The organism is Streptomyces sp. NPDC050564 (genome assembly GCF_044457265.1).
Taxonomy (GTDB): domain Bacteria; phylum Actinomycetota; class Actinomycetes; order Streptomycetales; family Streptomycetaceae; genus Streptomyces.
Genome location: NZ_JBITGS010000001.1, coordinates 610,938 through 626,802 on the forward strand (window position 1 = coordinate 610,938; position 15,865 = coordinate 626,802).

Annotated in this window: 14 protein-coding genes; 8 read left to right on the forward strand and 6 right to left on the reverse strand. The window is 73.2% G+C overall.

Annotated features, from left to right (window positions below; genetic code table 11):
* Positions 1-39 precede the first annotated feature (39 nt).
* Both ACIBK0_RS02670 and ACIBK0_RS02675 read right to left on the reverse strand, forming a co-directional pair.
* Complete coding sequence (locus ACIBK0_RS02670; protein ID WP_399075129.1) at positions 40-963, reverse strand: DMT family transporter; 924 nt, start codon at positions 961-963, stop codon at positions 40-42.
* 68 nt (positions 964-1,031) lie between these two features.
* The gene (locus ACIBK0_RS02675; RefSeq protein ID WP_399074770.1) at positions 1,032-1,997 is read right to left on the reverse strand and encodes an EamA family transporter; all 966 of its coding nucleotides are present in this window, start codon (positions 1,995-1,997) and stop codon (positions 1,032-1,034) included.
* 150 nt (positions 1,998-2,147) lie between these two features.
* On the opposite strand from ACIBK0_RS02675, the gene ACIBK0_RS02680 reads away from it, so the two are divergent.
* A complete protein-coding gene (locus ACIBK0_RS02680) occupies positions 2,148-2,645 on the forward strand; it encodes a MarR family winged helix-turn-helix transcriptional regulator (RefSeq protein ID WP_399074772.1) in 498 nt (165 codons plus the stop codon).
* Here the strand turns inward: ACIBK0_RS02680 and ACIBK0_RS02685 are convergent.
* Entirely contained in the window at positions 2,571-4,178 is a 1,608-nt protein-coding gene (locus ACIBK0_RS02685; protein ID WP_399074774.1) for an FAD-dependent monooxygenase, read from the reverse strand. The two genes, ACIBK0_RS02680 and ACIBK0_RS02685, sit on opposite strands and share 75 nt — an antisense overlap.
* Before the next feature lie 199 nt (positions 4,179-4,377).
* Here ACIBK0_RS02685 and ACIBK0_RS02690 point away from each other — a divergent pair, with 199 nt between their 5' ends.
* On the forward strand, positions 4,378-5,049 hold the full coding sequence (locus ACIBK0_RS02690; RefSeq protein WP_399074776.1) for a TetR family transcriptional regulator: 672 nt from the start codon (positions 4,378-4,380) through the stop codon (positions 5,047-5,049).
* A gap of 156 nt (positions 5,050-5,205) precedes the next feature.
* On the opposite strand, the gene ACIBK0_RS02695 is transcribed toward ACIBK0_RS02690, so the two are convergent.
* Genes ACIBK0_RS02695 through ACIBK0_RS02705 form a run of 3 tightly spaced genes read right to left on the reverse strand, consistent with a single transcriptional unit; the run spans position 5,206 to position 7,889 of the window.
* Complete coding sequence (locus tag ACIBK0_RS02695) at positions 5,206-5,445, reverse strand: hypothetical protein (RefSeq protein WP_399074778.1); 240 nt, start codon at positions 5,443-5,445, stop codon at positions 5,206-5,208.
* A gap of 59 nt (positions 5,446-5,504) precedes the next feature.
* The gene (gene malQ, locus ACIBK0_RS02700) at positions 5,505-7,649 is read right to left on the reverse strand and encodes a 4-alpha-glucanotransferase (RefSeq protein WP_399074780.1); all 2,145 of its coding nucleotides are present in this window, start codon (positions 7,647-7,649) and stop codon (positions 5,505-5,507) included.
* Complete coding sequence (locus ACIBK0_RS02705; protein WP_399074782.1) at positions 7,650-7,889, reverse strand: hypothetical protein; 240 nt, start codon at positions 7,887-7,889, stop codon at positions 7,650-7,652.
* A 254-nt stretch (positions 7,890-8,143) separates the two neighbouring features.
* Here ACIBK0_RS02705 and ACIBK0_RS02710 point away from each other — a divergent pair, with 254 nt between their 5' ends.
* From ACIBK0_RS02710 to ACIBK0_RS02735, 6 genes are read left to right on the forward strand one after another with little or no spacing between them, the layout of a single operon-like run.
* Positions 8,144-11,170: a beta-N-acetylglucosaminidase domain-containing protein gene (locus ACIBK0_RS02710; protein WP_399074784.1), complete on the forward strand. Its 3,027-nt coding sequence runs from the start codon at positions 8,144-8,146 to the stop codon at positions 11,168-11,170.
* A gap of 51 nt (positions 11,171-11,221) precedes the next feature.
* Complete coding sequence (locus ACIBK0_RS02715) at positions 11,222-11,824, forward strand: RNA polymerase sigma factor (protein WP_399074786.1); 603 nt, start codon at positions 11,222-11,224, stop codon at positions 11,822-11,824.
* Positions 11,821-12,780: a zf-HC2 domain-containing protein gene (locus ACIBK0_RS02720; protein ID WP_399074788.1), complete on the forward strand. Its 960-nt coding sequence runs from the start codon at positions 11,821-11,823 to the stop codon at positions 12,778-12,780. Before ACIBK0_RS02715 ends, ACIBK0_RS02720 begins: the two co-directional genes overlap by 4 nt.
* The gene (locus ACIBK0_RS02725; RefSeq protein ID WP_399074790.1) at positions 12,777-13,643 is read left to right on the forward strand and encodes an ABC transporter ATP-binding protein; all 867 of its coding nucleotides are present in this window, start codon (positions 12,777-12,779) and stop codon (positions 13,641-13,643) included. The genes ACIBK0_RS02720 and ACIBK0_RS02725 overlap by 4 nt, the downstream gene beginning before the upstream one ends.
* On the forward strand, positions 13,640-15,184 hold the full coding sequence (locus tag ACIBK0_RS02730; protein WP_399074792.1) for a hypothetical protein: 1,545 nt from the start codon (positions 13,640-13,642) through the stop codon (positions 15,182-15,184). The genes ACIBK0_RS02725 and ACIBK0_RS02730 overlap by 4 nt, the downstream gene beginning before the upstream one ends.
* A gap of 20 nt (positions 15,185-15,204) precedes the next feature.
* Positions 15,205-15,831, forward strand: a complete 627-nt coding sequence (locus ACIBK0_RS02735; protein ID WP_399074794.1) for a hypothetical protein — start codon at positions 15,205-15,207, stop codon at positions 15,829-15,831.
* The last annotated feature ends 34 nt before the right edge of the window (positions 15,832-15,865 follow it).

The window sequence follows — 15,865 nt, forward strand, 5'->3', positions numbered from 1 at the left end:
CCTATCCCGCGGCCCCAAAGGCCCCGGCCCGGCGGCGGTTCAGCGGGACCTGGCGGCGGTACCCAGGACGACTCCACCCAGGATCAGGTTCATGCAGAGCAGCTGCGTCCAGGTCGTCCGCTCGCCGAGAAGCACATACGACAGGGCGGCGACGCAGACCGGCTGGAGGTAGTAGACCGTGCCGGCTTGGGCCGCGCCGATGAGGGAGATCGCCTTGTTCCAGGCGAAGAAGGCGACCGCGGAGGAGGCGACTCCCACATAGAGGAGGGGGCCGACCGTGCCGGGGGTGGGAGTGAAGGTCCCCTGCGCGCTCACGCTGAGCGCGTACGCCGGGAGCAGCATCACCGCGCCCAGGGCGAAGGTGGTGAACAGGAAGGTGAGGCCGGTGAGTTCGGCGGGCCGCCGGCGCAGGAGCGCGCTGTACGACGCGAAGCACGTCGCCGCCGCGATCATCCAGAGGTCGCCCGCCGTGAAGTCCACGACCGACAGCGACCCCTTGCCGACCAGGAGCACGACTCCCGTGCAGGCGATCAGCATCCCGGCCACACGGCGCGCTCCAAGACGTACGCCGCCGATCCGCTCGTACACCGCCATCAGGACCGGCGAGGCGGCCATGATCATGCTCATGTTGCCGGCGGAGGTGGAGACACCCGCCTGGTTGACCAGCGTGTTGTACACGGTGACGCCGAGCAGGGCGGCGAGGAGGACATGGCCCAGGTGACGGCGCACCAGGGCCCGTTGCCGCCAGGCCTCGCGTGCCGCGAACGGGGCGACCGCCACGAGCGCGACGACCCAGCGCCAGAACGCGTGCTGGACGGGCGGCACACTGTCGTGCAGCGCGCGCACGGCCACGAAGCTCCCGGACCAGAGGACCGTGGCGGCGATCGCGAGGGTGATTCCGAGACCGGCGACCCCCTTCCGCGCCGCGGTGCGGGTGACGCTGTGCGTACGCGTCCGGTCCAGGACTGCCACGAATGTCCCCTGCCTCTCGTGTGATCGGAGGCTGCCCGTCGGCCGGAGCAGCTGCCCGACTACCGTCGCAAGGCGGGAACTGTCACGTCCATCGAATCTTTTTGAGCATTCCCTTCAGTTGAACTGAAAGATCCGCGGACGGTCACACCCGCCCCGACGGCCTTCCGTGGCTTGAGCTGACCGAACACCGTCGCCCCGAACGCCAGCGCCATGCCCGCCAACTGCACCGGCGTCAGCGCCTGACCCAGCGCCGCCCAGCCGATGACGGTCGCGGTCAGCGGTGAGAGCGGGCCGAGGAAGGTGACCTGCGTGGCGGTGAGCCTGCCGATACCGCGGAACCAGAGCCAGTACGCGACCGCCGTGTTCGCCAGCGCGAGGTACAGGTAGCCGCCTACCGCCCGGCTGTCCAGCGCGGGCGGCGCGCCCTCGACGAGCAGGGCGACCGGCGCGATCAGCAGCCCGCCGGCCGTCAACTGCCAGGCGGTGAGCGCCAGCGGACCGACCCCGTCCGGCCGCCTCCACCGCTTGGTGAGCACGGTTCCGGTGGACATCGAGGCGGTCGAGGCGAGCGCCGCGAGCACGCCCACCAGGTCGAGTGCGCCGGCCGCCCTCAGCACGACGAGGCTGACGCCGAGGGCGGCGGCGATGCCGGTCAGGAGCGTGCGAAGGGTCGGCCGGTCGCCGAGCAGCAGCACCGACAGGCCCGCGACGAACAGCGGCCCGATCGAGCCGACGACCGCCGCCATACCGCCGGGCAGTCGGTACGCGGAGAGGAACAGCAACGGAAAGAAGGCGCCGATGTTCAGCGCGCCCAGCACCGCCGCCTTCCCCCACCAGATGCCGCGCGGCAGCACCCGCGCCAGCGCCAGAAGCAGCAAGCCGGCGGGCAGGGCGCGCATCACCGCCGTGAACAGGGGCCGGTCGGCCGGCAGGAACTCGGTGGTGACGGCGTAAGTGCTGCCCCAGGAGATGGGAGCGAGCGCGGTGAGGGCTATGAGGGCGGGGCGGTTGCTGTTCGCGGCCATGAGGGCACCCGGTTTCAAGGGACCAGCAGAAGTAGGTCAACGGAAAGTAGCTTAGCCATAAGCTACTTTCCGTCAAGTCGCTTTTCGCTGATCTACTTCCTGTCGAGCTACTTTCTTGCGGGCAACCGACCTTCGACGGATACTCGCCCCATGAGCACCCCCAAGGACCCCGTCGACGCGATCATCGAGCAGTGGGCCGCCGTCCGGCCGGACCTCGACACCGCCGCGATGGAGGTCTTCGGACGGATCTTCCGGCTCTCGCGGGCGATGGGCGACCGCATGGAGAAGGCCTACGCGCGCTACGGCATCTCGCGCGGGGAGTTCGACGTGCTGGCGACGCTGCGCCGCTCGGACACCCCGCACACGCTTTCCCCTCGACAGCTCTCAGCCACCCTCATGCTCACCACGGGCGGCATGACCGGGCGCCTGGACAAGCTGGAGCGCGCCGGGCTGCTGCGCCGCTCACCCGATCCGCACGACCGGCGCGGGCTCCAGGTCACGCTCACCGACGAGGGACTCCGCCTGATCGACGAGGCCGTCGGGGCGGGTCTCGCGGTCCAGACGGAGGCGCTCTCAGCCCTCGACCAGGAGCAGGCCGGACAACTCGCCGACCTGCTGCGCCAGTTGCTGGCGGGCGCCACCGTCTAGGCGACGCTCCCCCGGCGTCCCCACCGCGGTGTCCAGTGCCGCATCGACCGCCGCCGCGTCCGGGGACTCCGCGGCCCAGGCGACGTATCCGTCGGGCCGCACCAGCACCGTCGTACGCCGGTCGCTCGCCCAGCTCTCGACGGCGAGACGGCCGTTGCGGTCCCCGGCCCGGTACGACTCCGAGGCCGACTGCGGCGTGACGAGGACGAACCTGCCGCCGCGCAGGGCCTCGTAGAGACGGCCGCTCTTCAGGGCGACGTCCGGAGCGCGCGTACCGACCAGGGGGTGGGCACCGCGCGGCGCCGCGTACGCGTACCCGATGCCCGTGATCTGGCCCGCCGCCTTGCGACGAACGGGGCCGACATGATTGACCAGTGCGGTGAGCCCGGCGCGCAGCGCCAGCGTCCACGGATACTTGGCCATCGCGAGCCGTACGATGCCGCCGCTACTGCGCAGCACGGACTTGCCGACCGGGTGACGCTCGGCCTGGTAGGTGTCCAACAGGGCGGCGTCCACCTGCCCGTTGAGTACGGCCGCCAGCTTCCAGCCGAGGTTGGCCGCGTCCTGGAGACCGGTGTTCATGCCCTGACCGCCGGCCGGGGTGTGCACATGCGCGGCGTCTCCGGCGAGAAAGACGCGGCCCACGCGGTAGGAGGGCGCCTGGCGCTCGTCACTGTGGAAGCGGGACATCCAGCGGGCGTCCCGCATGCCGTAGTCGCGGCCGAGGGCGAGCCGGGCGATCTCCTTGACCTCGTCGAGTGCGAGCGGCTCGCTGTCGGGGACATTGCGGCCGCGGTGCCAGCCGATCACCCGGTAGTAACCGTCGCCGAAGGGCGCGATGAAGGCGAAGGCGTCGCCGATGGCGTTGGCGGTCAGCACCGATTCCGGCTCCTCGTCGAGCAGGACGTCCGCGAGGACGACGGACCGGATGACCGACTTGCCGGGGAACGGCAGCCCGATCGCCTCCCGCACCACGCTGCGCATCCCGTCCGCCCCGACGACGTACGCGGCCGCCAGCTTCTCCGGCCCACCGTCGTGGCGCCGGACGTCGAGGGTCACCCCGTCCGCGTCCTGGCTCAGCCCGGTCACCTCGGCCTCGTGCACGAACCGCACCCCGGCCTCTTCCGCCCACCGCAGCAACGCCTTCTCCACCTCGTATTGGGGGATCACGAGGACGTGATGGAAGCGGGAGGGAAGGGTGTCGAGCGCGATGCCGAGCCCGCCGAAGAGCCGGATGCGGTCGAGGGGCCGGCCCTTGAGCTCCAGATCGTCGGCGAGACCGCGTGCGTCGAGCTGCTCCAGGGCGCGAGCGTGCAGGACGAAGGCGCGGGAGAGGTTGCTGATCTTGCGCGGGCGCTTCTCGACGAGGGTGACGGGGATGCCGGCGGTGGCGAGGTCGCCGGCCAGCAGCAGCCCCGTCGGGCCGGAGCCGACGACGATCACGTCGCGGGGGGCGGCCGGGTGCGTGTTGCGCGTGCGGCGCGTGTTCTCCGTGCTACGCGTGTCGTGCCTGGTGCCCATGTTGTCGTTCATGGCGGCCTCCCTGATGCCAACACTTGTTGGTCAACGCCTGTCGACCAACACCCGTTGGCCGCCCCTGCCGACCCGCGCCCGCCAGTCGGCGCCCGGCCGTCCCGACGTGCGCTTGCCAACGCTTGTTGGCCAACGCTTGTTTGCCAACATAAAGCGCGATCACTGGACTGTCAACACGTGTTGGCCTACGGTTGTTGGCATGCCACTCAAGAACCACCCCGCGCCCCCGTCGACACCCGCGCCGGCGCCGGAGGCGGCGTCCGCGTCGGCGGCGGCATCCGTGTCGGCCTCGCCATCGGAGCCCGTCGACGCGCCCGCGCCCCGCCGCTCCGATGCCACCCGCACCGCGATCCTCGCCGCCGCCCGCGAGCGCTTCGCGGCCGACGGCTACGAGCGCGCCACCATCCGCGCCATCGCCAAGGACGCGCGGATCGATCCGTCGATGGTGATGCGCTACTACGGCTCGAAGGAGGGGCTGTTCGCGGCCGTGCTCGACGTCGATCTGCGGCTGCCCGATCCGGCGGGCCTCGACCCGCACGACGTGGGCCGCGTCCTGGTGAACCACTTCCTGGACCTCTGGGAGGAGAACGAGGTGCTCACCGCGATACTCCGGGTCGGCGTCACCAATCAGGCCGGCGCCGCACGCATGCAGAGCATCTTCAGGGACCAGCTCTCCCCGGTCGTCCAGCGCACCTGCCCCGACCCCGAGCAGGCGCCGACACGGGCCGCGCTCTGCGCCTCACAACTGCTCGGACTCGCGCTCGCCCGCTACGTCCTGCGCATCGAGCCGGCCGTCGCGCTGAACCGCGCGGAGATCGTGGCGTGGCTGGGGCCGACGGTGCAGCGGTATCTGACGGCGCCGAATCCGTAGTACGCGCGACAAAGCCTCAGCATGACGCGCAAAAACGTCGAGCCTGCGTACGCACACAAAAAACGTCGAGGGAGTCCGCGCACCCTGTGGTGCGCGGACTCCCTCGACGGAAAGAACCGGTGAAAGCCGGCGAGAGCCGTGTGAGCCGAGCCGGGCTCAGCTCTGCTTCGGCCGCTTGTCGGACTTGTCCAGGGCCATCACGAGGCCGGCGATGATCAGGAACAGCAGGATCGGCGCCACGACGTAGAGGCCCAGCGTGTCCACCACGCTCAGGCCCGTGCCGGGGTCGTCACCGTCGTCGCGGGTCAGCGCGAGCGCGGGGGACGACATGAGCAGCATCATCAGCGTCGTACCGGCGGCCAGGGCGCCGGCGCGCAGGGCGTTCTTCTTGTCCACGGTGCAAACGTAGCGAACACCTGAATGAGCCGCGCGCCCGGGGGTGCCGTAGGGGGTGCTCACCGCGCCGCGTGACCGCCTCCGCCGCCACGGGCACGCCTGCCGCCCCCGGTCTGCGCTCCGGCCCGCACCACATCGAGCAGCGCGTGCAGCCGGGGCGAGGCGGCGAGTTCCTCCAGCGTCACCGGGCGGCCCTCGGCGTCGGCGATGGGCAGGCGCCAGTTGGGGTACTGGTCCCAGGTTCCGGGCAGGTTCTGCGGGCGCCGGTCGCCGATCGCGTCCGGGAGCCAGACGCCGATCATGCGGGCCGGGGTGAGCAGCAGGAAGCGGTGCACGGCCTGGATCTCGGCCTCCTCCGAAACCGTGCACCCGCCGCTCGCGCCCCACAGCAGCCCGAGCCGGGTGAGCAGCGTCAGCCACTCCCCCGTGTCCGCGGCGGCCGCCGCCCGCTCATCCTCCAGGGAGCCGGTCAACAGGCCGAGCCGGTCGCGGAGTTCGACGTGGTCGCCGGTGAGCCGAGCGGCAGTGGGTGGCAGGTCGTGGGTGGTGGCGGTGGCCAGGCAGTCGGCGCGCCAGCGTTCGGGGGGCAGGGGGAGCCCGTCGCCGTCCCAGTCGCGTTCGAACCACAGCACCGACGTGCCGAGCACCCCGCGCGTCCGCAGCGTCTCGCGCACGCCCGGCTCCACGGTGCCGAGGTCCTCGCCGATGACCAGCGCCCCGGCGCGCGACGCCTCCAGAACCAGGATCGCGAGCATCGCCTCGGCGTCGTAACGGACGTAGGTGCCTTCCGTGGGCGGCCGGCCCTGCGGGATCCACCAGAGCCGGAACAGGCCCATGACGTGGTCGATGCGCAGGGCGCCCGCGTGCCGGAGAAGAGCGCGCAGGAGGCGGCGGTACGGGGCGTAGCCGGACGCGGCCAGCCGGTCCGGTCGCCAGGGCGGCAGGCCCCAGTCCTGGCCGCGCGCGTTGAAGGCGTCCGGGGGCGCGCCGACGGACATGCCGGCCGCGAAGTACTCCTGCTGGGCCCAGGCGTCGGCACCGTCCGGGTGCACCCCGACGGCGAGATCGTGCACCACCCCCAGCGCCATCCCCGCGTCGCGCGCCGAGCGCTGGGCGGTGGCGAGTTGGGCGTCGGTGAGCCAGGCGAGACGGGTGTGGAAGTCGACACGGTCCATCAACTCGCCGCGGGCCCGGGCGGTTTCCGGCGAGCGGGGGTCGCGCAGGCTCTCGGGCCACCGCCGCCAGTCGGAGCCGTACACCTCTGCGAGCGCACACCAGGTGGCGTGGTCCTCCAGTGCCTCGCCCTCCTCGGCGAGGAAGTCGACGTACGCCGCCCGTCTGCCGGGGCCGAGCGGCACGGTGCGGACCAGTTCCAGCGCCTCGCGCTTGAGCTCCCACACGGCGTCGCGGTCGATCAACGCGCCCTTGTGCAGCACGGATGCGCGCAGCCGCTCGGCGCGCTCCAGCAGCGTGCGCACCCGGTCGGGCTCGTCGACGTACGCGAACTCGGGGATGTCCTCGACCCGCAGGTGCACCGGGTCGGGGAAGCGGCGGGAGGAGGGCCGGTAGGGGGAGGGGTCGGTGGGGGCGCCGGGTACGGCCGCGTGCAGCGGGTTGACCTGCACGAATCCGGCGCCGAGCGCGCGGCCGGCCCAGGCGGTCAGCTCAGCGAGATCGCCGAGGTCACCCATGCCCCAGGAGCGGCGGGACAGCAGGGAGTAGAGCTGGACGAGCAGACCGTACGTGCGGCCGGGCGGGGTGGGCAGTCGGGCGGGCGCGACGACGAGGTGGGCGTCGGCGGTGCGGCCGTCGGAAGCGGTGGCGCGCAACGTGTGGACGCCGGGCGGGAGTTGTTCGGCCGAGGCGCGGGTCTCGCCCTGTTCGGTCGTGATGCGCAGCCGGGTGCCGTCGGGCAGTTCGGCCAGTTCGGCGGGGGCGCGGCCGCCCCAGCACACCACCGTCGGCGGCAGCAGCCGCTCCCTCGCCTCGGCCGCCTGCGCCGCGAGGGCGGTGCTCACGGCGTCCGGGGTGCTCGCGTCGACGCCGAGTGCCGTCAGAGCCGCGACGAGCGCGGCGTCCGAGGCCGCGACCGTACGGTCCGGGGACGGGTTGTACGAGGTGGCGACGCCGTGCAGTTCGGCGAGCCGGGACAGGGGCGTCGCAGGCGTCGTCTGCGGGGGGTCGGCGGGCCGACGTGGTGCCATCTAGACCCCCGAGGCGGCGCCGGTGGAGGTCGGCTCGCTCGTCAGGTGCGCCGCGTCGGCCAGCGGCGGCTCGCTGGTGAGCGGTTCGGCGTCGGGCAGCGGGGGTTCACTGGTCAGCGGAACCTCCGTGCAGGCGCCTTCCGCGCTGAGCAGGCACAGATGGGCGCCTTCGGGTTCGACGGACGCATCCGCCTCGCGTTTGGAGAGGGCCGAGAGCAGAAGGTGTGCCGATGCGGCCACGGAGGCCTCCTTGTCGAGTCTGGCGGTCTTGGACCTGTCTGACGGGATACCGCAGCCCTACCCAGCGGGCGCGATCGCAGACGTAGGTGAACGAACAACGTGCTTCTGGTCACATTCTGCCCCCATGTCACACCTCCGGATTGGGGTAAACAGGGCACTTCGGCCACTCTCGTTGACACCCTCACCACGCGGATGGTGGGCTCGATGCCTCCCCGACGCGGCCGTCGGGGAGCCTGGCTACGAGGAGGGGGAGCGTGCAGCTCCGGCGTGGGAGAGGAGCGGCCGCGGTCGCGTTCGCCGTCGTTGCCGGCGCTCTGGGTGCGGCTTCCGCCGCCGTCGCCGCACCGCCCGCACCCACGGCCTCCGCGGACGACCGCGAGCCCGCCGAGGGCGGACTGCCCGCGGTCTGGCCGCGCCCGCAGTCCCTGCGCGCGGGCGGCACTCCGGTCGCGGTCACGGACGAGGTCGTCCTGGTGACCGACGCGAGGACCGATCCGTACGCCGTCGACGTGCTGCGCACGCTGCTTCGCCAAGCAGGTGCGCGCGAGATCACGACCGCGCGCGAGGTGGACGAGCTCCCCGCGCGTGCGCTGGTGGTGCGCGCGGGCACGGAGACGGGGTACTCGAGTCAACAGGGCACCCAAGGGGCGTACTCCTTCGGGGGGCACGCCGGGAGCGCGACCACTGATGGGGCGCACGCCGTCGGTCCGCGCGCCGCCTCCAGCGACTTGGAGCGGGCGCTCACGGCGCTCGGCGCCACGCCCCGCACCGACCTCCCCACCGGTGGCTACCGCTTGGCCGTCGGCCGCGCCGGCGGCCGTGACACCGTCGCCCTCGCGGGAGTCGGCGAGGACGGCCTGTTCCACGCGGTGCAGACGCTGCGGCAGCTCGTCGGCACCGACGGCAGGGTCGCGGGCGTCGTCGTCCGCGACTGGCCCGGCACCGCGGTGCGCGGCACCACGGAGGGCTTCTACGGCACCCCGTGGACCCGCGAACAGCGCCTCACCCAACTGGACTTCATGGGCCGCACCAAGCAGAACCGCTATGTGTACGCCCCTGGTGACGACCTCTACCGCCAGGCACGCTGGCGTGAGCCCTACCCCGCCGACCAGCGCGCGGACTTCCGGGAGCTGGCGGACCGGGCGCGCCGCAACCACGTCACCCTGACCTGGGCGGTGGCCCCGGGTCAGGCGATGTGTTTCTCCTCGGACGCGGACGTGAGGGCGCTGACGCGCAAGCTCGACGCCATGTGGGCGCTCGGCTTCCGGGCCTTCCAGCTCCAGTTCCAGGACGTCAGCTACAGCGAGTGGCACTGCGGCGCGGACGCCGACACGTTCGGCTCCGGCTCCGAGGCGGCCGCGAAGGCGCAGGCCCGGGTGGCGAACGCGGTGGCCCGGCATCTCGCCGAACGCCACCCGGACGCCGTCGCACTGTCCCTGATGCCTACCGAGTACTACGAGGACGGCTCGACGACCTACCGTCAGGAGCTGTCGAACGCCCTGGACGAGGGCGTCGAGGTCGCGTGGACGGGCGTCGGCGTCGTGCCGAGGACGATCACGGGACGCGAACTGGCCCGCACCCGGGACGCGTTCGGGTGGCACCCGCTCGTCACCATGGACAACTATCCGGTCAACGACTATGCGCAGGACCGGATGTTCCTCGGCCCGTACCAGGGGCGCGAGCCGGCGGTCGCGACGGGTTCGGCGGCCCTGCTGGCGAATGCGATGCCCCAGGCCGAAGCCTCCCGCATCCCGCTGTTCACCGCCGCCGACTACGCCTGGAACCCGCGGGACTACCGCCCCCAGGAGTCCTGGAAGGCCGCGATAGACGACCTCGCGGACGGCGACGCACGCCGCGGGGACGCGCTGCGCGCTTTGGCCGGCAACGACGCCTCGTCCGTCCTCGGCGGCACGGAGTCGGCCTATCTGCGCCCGCTCATGGAGGCGTTCTGGCAGGCCCGTACGACCACCGACCGGGCCGCGAACGAGACGGCGGCCGAGCGGCTGCGCGCCGCGTTCACGGTGATGCGCGAGACCCCGAAGCGGCTGGCCGACGGCTCGCTGGCGACCGAAGTGGCCCCCTGGACCGAGCAGTTGGCGCGCTACGGCGAGGCCGGCGAAACCGCGGTCGCCATGCTGCGCGCCCAGGCGAGCGGGGACGCCACCACAGCCTGGACGGCGTACCGCACTCTCGACCGGCTGCGCACCGAGCTCGCGGCGAGCGGGGTGACGGTCGGCAAGGGGGTACTGGACCCGTTCCTGGCCAAGGCCCGGACGGCGTACGAGACCTGGGCGGGCCTCGACCACGAGCCGGCCGCGGACCGCGGCGCGACGGCGGACGGCCGCACCGTCCGCTTCCCGCGCACCCGTGCCGTGACTGCGGTCAGCGTCCTCACCGACCCCGGCACGAAGGGCTCCGTCGACGCCCATGTCCCGGGCGAGGGCTGGCGGACCCTCGGCCCCCTCTCGAGCGGGGGCGCGACGCAGGTCACGGCGGCGGGCGTGTACGCGGACGCGCTCCGCGTCACCGGTCCCGCGCCCTCCCGCGTACGCCATCTCGTGCCGTGGTTCGCCGACTCCCCCGCCGCCGCGCTGGAGTTGAACCGCTCCACGACCGACGTGGAGATCGGCGGCACGCAACGGCTGACGGCCCGGCTGACCTCGCTGCGCCCCGCCGATGTCCGCGGCGCACTGACGGCGCGGGCGCCGAAGGGCATCGAGGTCAAGGTCCCCGGGAGTGCCTCGACCCTCCCCCGCGGAACCTCCGTCGACCTCCCCGTCGAGGTCACCGTCCCACCGGGGACGCCGTCGGGAACGTACGAGGTCACCGTCGCCCTCGGCCCTCAGACCCGCACGCTGACGGTCCGCGCCTTCCCGCGCACGACGGGCCCCGATCTGGCCCGCACCGGTGTCGCGTCCTCGTCCGGCGACGAGACCCCCGACTTTCCGGCGTCCGCGGCGAACGACGGTGATCCGGGGACGCGCTGGTCCTCGCCCGTCGAGGACGGCGCCTGGTGGCAGGTGCGGCTGGCCGAGCCGGCCCGGCTCGGCCAGGTCGTCCTGCGCTGGCAGGACGCGTACCCCTCTTCGTACCGCGTCCAGGTCTCCGCAGACGGCCGCGTCTGGCGCACGGCGGCGACCGTGCGGGACGGCCGGGGCGGTCGCGAGTCCGTCCGCTTCGACGAGCGCGACGTCCGGTACGTGCGTGTCCAGGGGGTCAAGAGGGCGACGGACTACGGGTACTCGCTGTGGTCGGTGGAGGCGTACGCGGTGGCGGAGTGAACCGACGGCCACCACGGGGTCGATAGACGGGGTGTGAGACTGTTCCGCCCCATGGGGGGCCACCGGGAGGACGACACGGACGCGGCGCTGCTGCGGGCCGTGGCGGACGGGGACTCGGCGGCGATGGCCGCGCTGTACGACCGGCACGCCGGGTGGCTGCACACGCGGCTGACTCGGCGGTGTGCCGATCCCGAGGTGGTGCGCGAGGTGTTGCAGGACACCTTCGTGACCGTGTGGCGGTCGGCCGGCGCGCATCGGGGCGCCGAGGCCGGCGGCTGGCTGTGGACCATCGCCGCACGGCGTCTGGTGGACGCGCGGCGGGTGCAGGAGCGGGCGACGCGCGTGGAGTACGCGGCCCCGGTGCCCGCGCCCTCCGCCGAGGAGCGCGTGCTGGCGGGGCTCGAGTACGGCGACGTGGGCACGGCCCTGGACCGCATCTCCCCCGAACTGCGCGAGGTACTGCGAGCCACGGTCGTCGACGGTCTGACCACGCGCGAGACCGCCCGGCTCCTCGGTATCCCCGAAGGCACCGTCAAGAGCCGCGCCATGCGCGCCCGCGCCGAACTCCGCGCGGCCCTCGCCCATCTGAACCCGTCCCCGGGTCCCTACCTGAATCCATCCCTGGACCCGTCCCCGCTGGGAGGCCCGGCATGACCGGCTGGCACGCCCCCGACGACCTCGTCACCCGCTATGCGGACGGCTCTCTTCCGGAGACGGACGCCTGGTCCCTGGAGAAGCACCTGGAGAGCTGCGGGCCATGCGCCGCACGGGTCTCACACGCGGCCCGTGCGGGAGCGGCTGGGGTGATGCTGGCGGAAGTGCGGGACGCGGTCCTGAACGCGGTACGCGAACCGGCACCGACCACCGCGCGCGCCCCGACCACCGCGCGCGCCCCGGCCCCCGCGACGGCCCAGATCTCGGCTTCCGCCTCCGCGCCGGCGGTGCCGAGGGGCGCTCGAGCCGTCCGGGGGCGGCTCGGGCGGATCGTCTGGGCCGCCGGGCCCGCCTTGCGCGGGGCCTGGGCCGGGGCCGTGGTGCTGGTGGCCGTGGGGGCGGTCGCACTCGCGTACGGGGGCGGGTGGGCGGGCGCGAGGCCGTTGCTGCTGGCCGTCGCGCCGGTCGTGCCCGTGGCGGGGGTCGCTCTCTCGTACGGGCGGCACGCCGATCCACTGCACGAGATCGTCACGGCCACTCCCTCCGGTGGGCTGCGCCTCCTGCTGATGCGGACGGCCGCCGTGCTGGCGGTGAGTCTGCCGTTGCTGACGGTGGCGGGGCTGCTGCTCCCGCCCTCCGGCTCGCGCCTGCCCGCGGCACCGGCGGCGGCCACCTGGCTGCTGCCCGGGCTGGCCCTCACGCTGGCCTCGCTCGTGCTGTACGGGTACGTGGGCTGCCGTACCGCGACGGCGGTGGTCGGCGGAGGCTGGCTGCTCGCGCTCGCGGCCCCCGTCCTCACCGCCACCGGCCCCGGCCTGACGGCCCGTCTCACGCAGCAGCTCTCCCTCTACTTCACCGGCGCCTCACCTCAGGGGGGCTGGGCGGCAGCGGCCGCGCTCTGCGCCCTCCTCCTCGCCGCGCGCCGCAGCGCATACGACCGTCTGGAGACGATGTGAACATCCCTGGTACGACCGGCATGTCCGCCATGGGCGACGTTGACGGTCCCGGGACAGCCACGGCCAAGGACGGCGGTGACGGACTGTGGACCACCGCCATACGGGTCTCCGGGCTGACCGTCCGGCACCGCAGGACCACCGCCCTGGACGCCGTCGACCTGGACTTCGGCCCCGGCGTCCACGGTCTGCTCGGCCCCAACGGCGCCGGCAAGACCTCGCTCATCCGCGTCCTCGCGACGGTCGCTGAGCCCACCGCGGGCCGGGTGGAGATGCTCGGCAGCGGCCTCCGGAGCCACCGGGAGCGCAGCGCGGTCCGCCGCGAACTCGGCTATCTGCCGCAGGACTTCGGGTACTACCCGGGCTTCACGGTGCGGGAGTTCGTCGCCTATGTGGCGTGGCTGAAGGAGCTGCCGGCCGCGACCGCCTCTGCCGCGGTCGAGCGGGCCGTTGCCCGGGTCGGGCTCGCCGAGCGTATCGACGCGAAGGTCAAGACCCTGTCCGGCGGCATGATCCGCCGCGTCGGCATCGCCCAGGCCATCGTGAACGACCCTCGCGTCCTGCTCCTCGACGAGCCCACCGCGGGCCTCGACCCGGAACAGCGCGTCGAGTTCCGCGCGCTGCTGCGGGAGTTGGGCAGGACCGCCACCGTGCTCGTCTCCACCCACCTGGTGGAGGACGTGGCCGCGGCCTGCACGGAGGTGACCCTGATCGAGGCCGGTCAGGTCGCCTACCGCGGCACGCCCCACTCGCTTGCCGCCCTCGGCGCGGACGGTCACGACTCCGACGGCAACGCCATCGAGCGCGGTTACACGGCGGCCTTGCGCGGCCACCGCACGGCGACAGCGGCGGGAGCCGGCCGATGAACATACGCATCCAGCCGGACGGCGACAGTCCGGCCGGCACGCACGCGCGGGCGGACGGAGGCAGTCGTACGAGCCGGCGGACCGAGTCGAACGGCAGCCGCCCGACAGACCAGCAGCCCCATGGAGGCCACCCGGCAGACGTGCGGGCCCAGACCGGCGCAAGCCGTGAGCAGACCACACGCCCCTCGGCTCCGCCTGCCCCAAAGCCGCGCCCCCGCTCAGCTCCTCACCCCCTCCGCGTCGAATCGCTGCGTGGCTTCGCCCCCTGGGCAGGCGCGGGACTGCTCCTCGCTCTCGCGTGGCCCATCGCCGCCAAATCAGCTCAGTGGCAGGGCAGCTGGGGCGCGACGACCGGAACGCTGAGCACCGCGGCCGGCATGATCGGCGCTCCCTTCGCGCTCGCTGCGGGCGCCTGGCAGGGCGGCCGGGAGCGCAGGCTGCGGATGACGGAGCTGCGCGCCTCGACCGCTCGTACGCCTCTCGTCCAATTCCTGACGGCCTCCCTGCCACTCGCCTGCTGGCTGGCGACGGCCTACCTGGTGGCGGTCGCAGGAGCGCTGCTCGCCTGCGCGCCGTACGCCTCGGCGGGCGGCCCGGTGCCGATCGTCCACGCCGGGACCGCCCTCTCGCTCGCCGCCTGCACGGTCCTCGGCCATGCGGCCGGGCGGGGGGCGCCCTTCCGGCTGACCGCTCCCGTGCTCGCGATCTGCGGATACGTCGTCCTCGGCATCGTCGGCAGCGGGCGGTCCGACCTCCACTACCTCACCCTCGCCTCGGTCCACCCCTTCGGTGACGAAAACCTCGTCGTCTGGTGGTATCCGCTCGTGTCGGCCCTGTGGACAGCCGGGCTCGCCGCCGCCGCGGTCCTGGCCCATACCGCGTACCGTCGTGCCACCGCGCTGCTGCCGCTCGTGGCCGCGCTCGGCGCTGCCGTCCTGCTGGTCCAGACGGGTGACGGCCTGCTGCGCGACAACCCGCTCGCCCACCGGCAGGTGTGCGACGACTCGACCACCCCGCGCGTCTGCGTCAACGCCACCTATCCGGGTCTGCTGCCGGAGGTCACCCACGCGCTGTCCGGTCTCACCGGCCGTCTGAAGGGCGTGCAGAACCTACCGGTCCGCTACGAGGACCTCGGGAGATCCCCACACCAGGACGAGGTACAGCTGCCGATACTCAGGCCGTTCGGCTGGAGCGCCGTCCGCGGCAAGGTGACCGATCCGGAGCGGTACGCGTGGGAGGCCGCCCACACTCTGGTCCGCTCCGACTGCGGGAAGCTGCCGTCCCAGCGGGTCCAGGTCACCGACGAGGCCGTACTGCGCTGGCTGGCCCCGGACTCGGTGTCCGAGGGGATGCGCGAGCAATCCGTGGCGCAGGCCCGGCAGCGGGGCGACGCGGAGGAACTCGCGAGGTTCCGTGCGCAGGACACGGCATACGCGCACCTCACCGCCATGGCCGACGGCGAACGCCGCTCCTGGCTCGGCCGCTACTTCGCGACAGCCGGGGAGTGCGACCCGAACCCGAGCGAGGTCCCGTCCCTGTGAATGTCATACGGAGAGTCACTGTGAACGCGGCACCCGGACCCGGGCTCACCCCCCTCGCCCTCTACGCCCGCTCCCGCGGCATCCCGGCGACCGTGGCGGCCCTGGTCTGCGCCGCGCTCCTCACCCTGTGGGTGGCGAGCCGTCCGGACGTGTACCTCGACCCGTACCGCAGGGTGCCCTTGGTCTCGCTCGCCCCGCTGCTGGCCTCGTCGGCGATCGGCGTGAGCCTCCACACATACGCGCGTGACCTGGACGACACCGCCGTACGCCGCTGGTGGCCGCGGCGCCTGGCCCACCTGCTGGTCCTGACCGCGCTCGCTGCGGCACTGCTGGCCCTCGCCGTGCCGGGGCACTCCCAGGAGTTCGGCGGGGCGGCGATGGTCCGCAACACGCTGGGGGCCGTGGGCATCACGGCGGCCGCGGCGGTGCTGCTCGGCGCCAGGGTGAGCTGGATGCCGACGACGCTGTACCTCAGCGCCGTGTACCTGTCGGCCGCCTCGCCCCGTGTGAGTAAGGCGACAATCCTGGCCTGGCCCATGCAACCGGGTCCACAGCGTGGCGCCTGGGCAGTCGGCCTCACACTGTTCGTACTCGGCACGGCACTCTGCGCAGCGCGCGGCGCCCGCCCCGAAGGACCCCGCGCCTGACGCGGGGTCGCACGGGTCAAAGCCGCGGCGGGTA

Bases quoted from the DNA above. Each gene is read 5' to 3' on its own strand.
- malQ (WP_399074780.1), bottom strand. From the start codon at position 7,649: ATGGCACCACGTCGGCCCGCCGACCCCCCGCAGACGACGCCTGCGACG.
- ACIBK0_RS02715 (WP_399074786.1), top strand. From the start codon at position 11,222: ATGGGGGGCCACCGGGAGGACGACACGGACGCGGCGCTGCTGCGGGCC.
- ACIBK0_RS02675 (WP_399074770.1), bottom strand. From the start codon at position 1,997: ATGGCCGCGAACAGCAACCGCCCCGCCCTCATAGCCCTCACCGCGCTC.
- ACIBK0_RS02680 (WP_399074772.1), top strand. From the start codon at position 2,148: ATGAGCACCCCCAAGGACCCCGTCGACGCGATCATCGAGCAGTGGGCC.
- ACIBK0_RS02730 (WP_399074792.1), top strand. From the start codon at position 13,640: ATGAACATACGCATCCAGCCGGACGGCGACAGTCCGGCCGGCACGCAC.
- ACIBK0_RS02690 (WP_399074776.1), top strand. From the start codon at position 4,378: ATGCCACTCAAGAACCACCCCGCGCCCCCGTCGACACCCGCGCCGGCG.
- ACIBK0_RS02720 (WP_399074788.1), top strand. From the start codon at position 11,821: ATGACCGGCTGGCACGCCCCCGACGACCTCGTCACCCGCTATGCGGAC.
- ACIBK0_RS02685 (WP_399074774.1), bottom strand. From the start codon at position 4,178: ATGAACGACAACATGGGCACCAGGCACGACACGCGTAGCACGGAGAAC.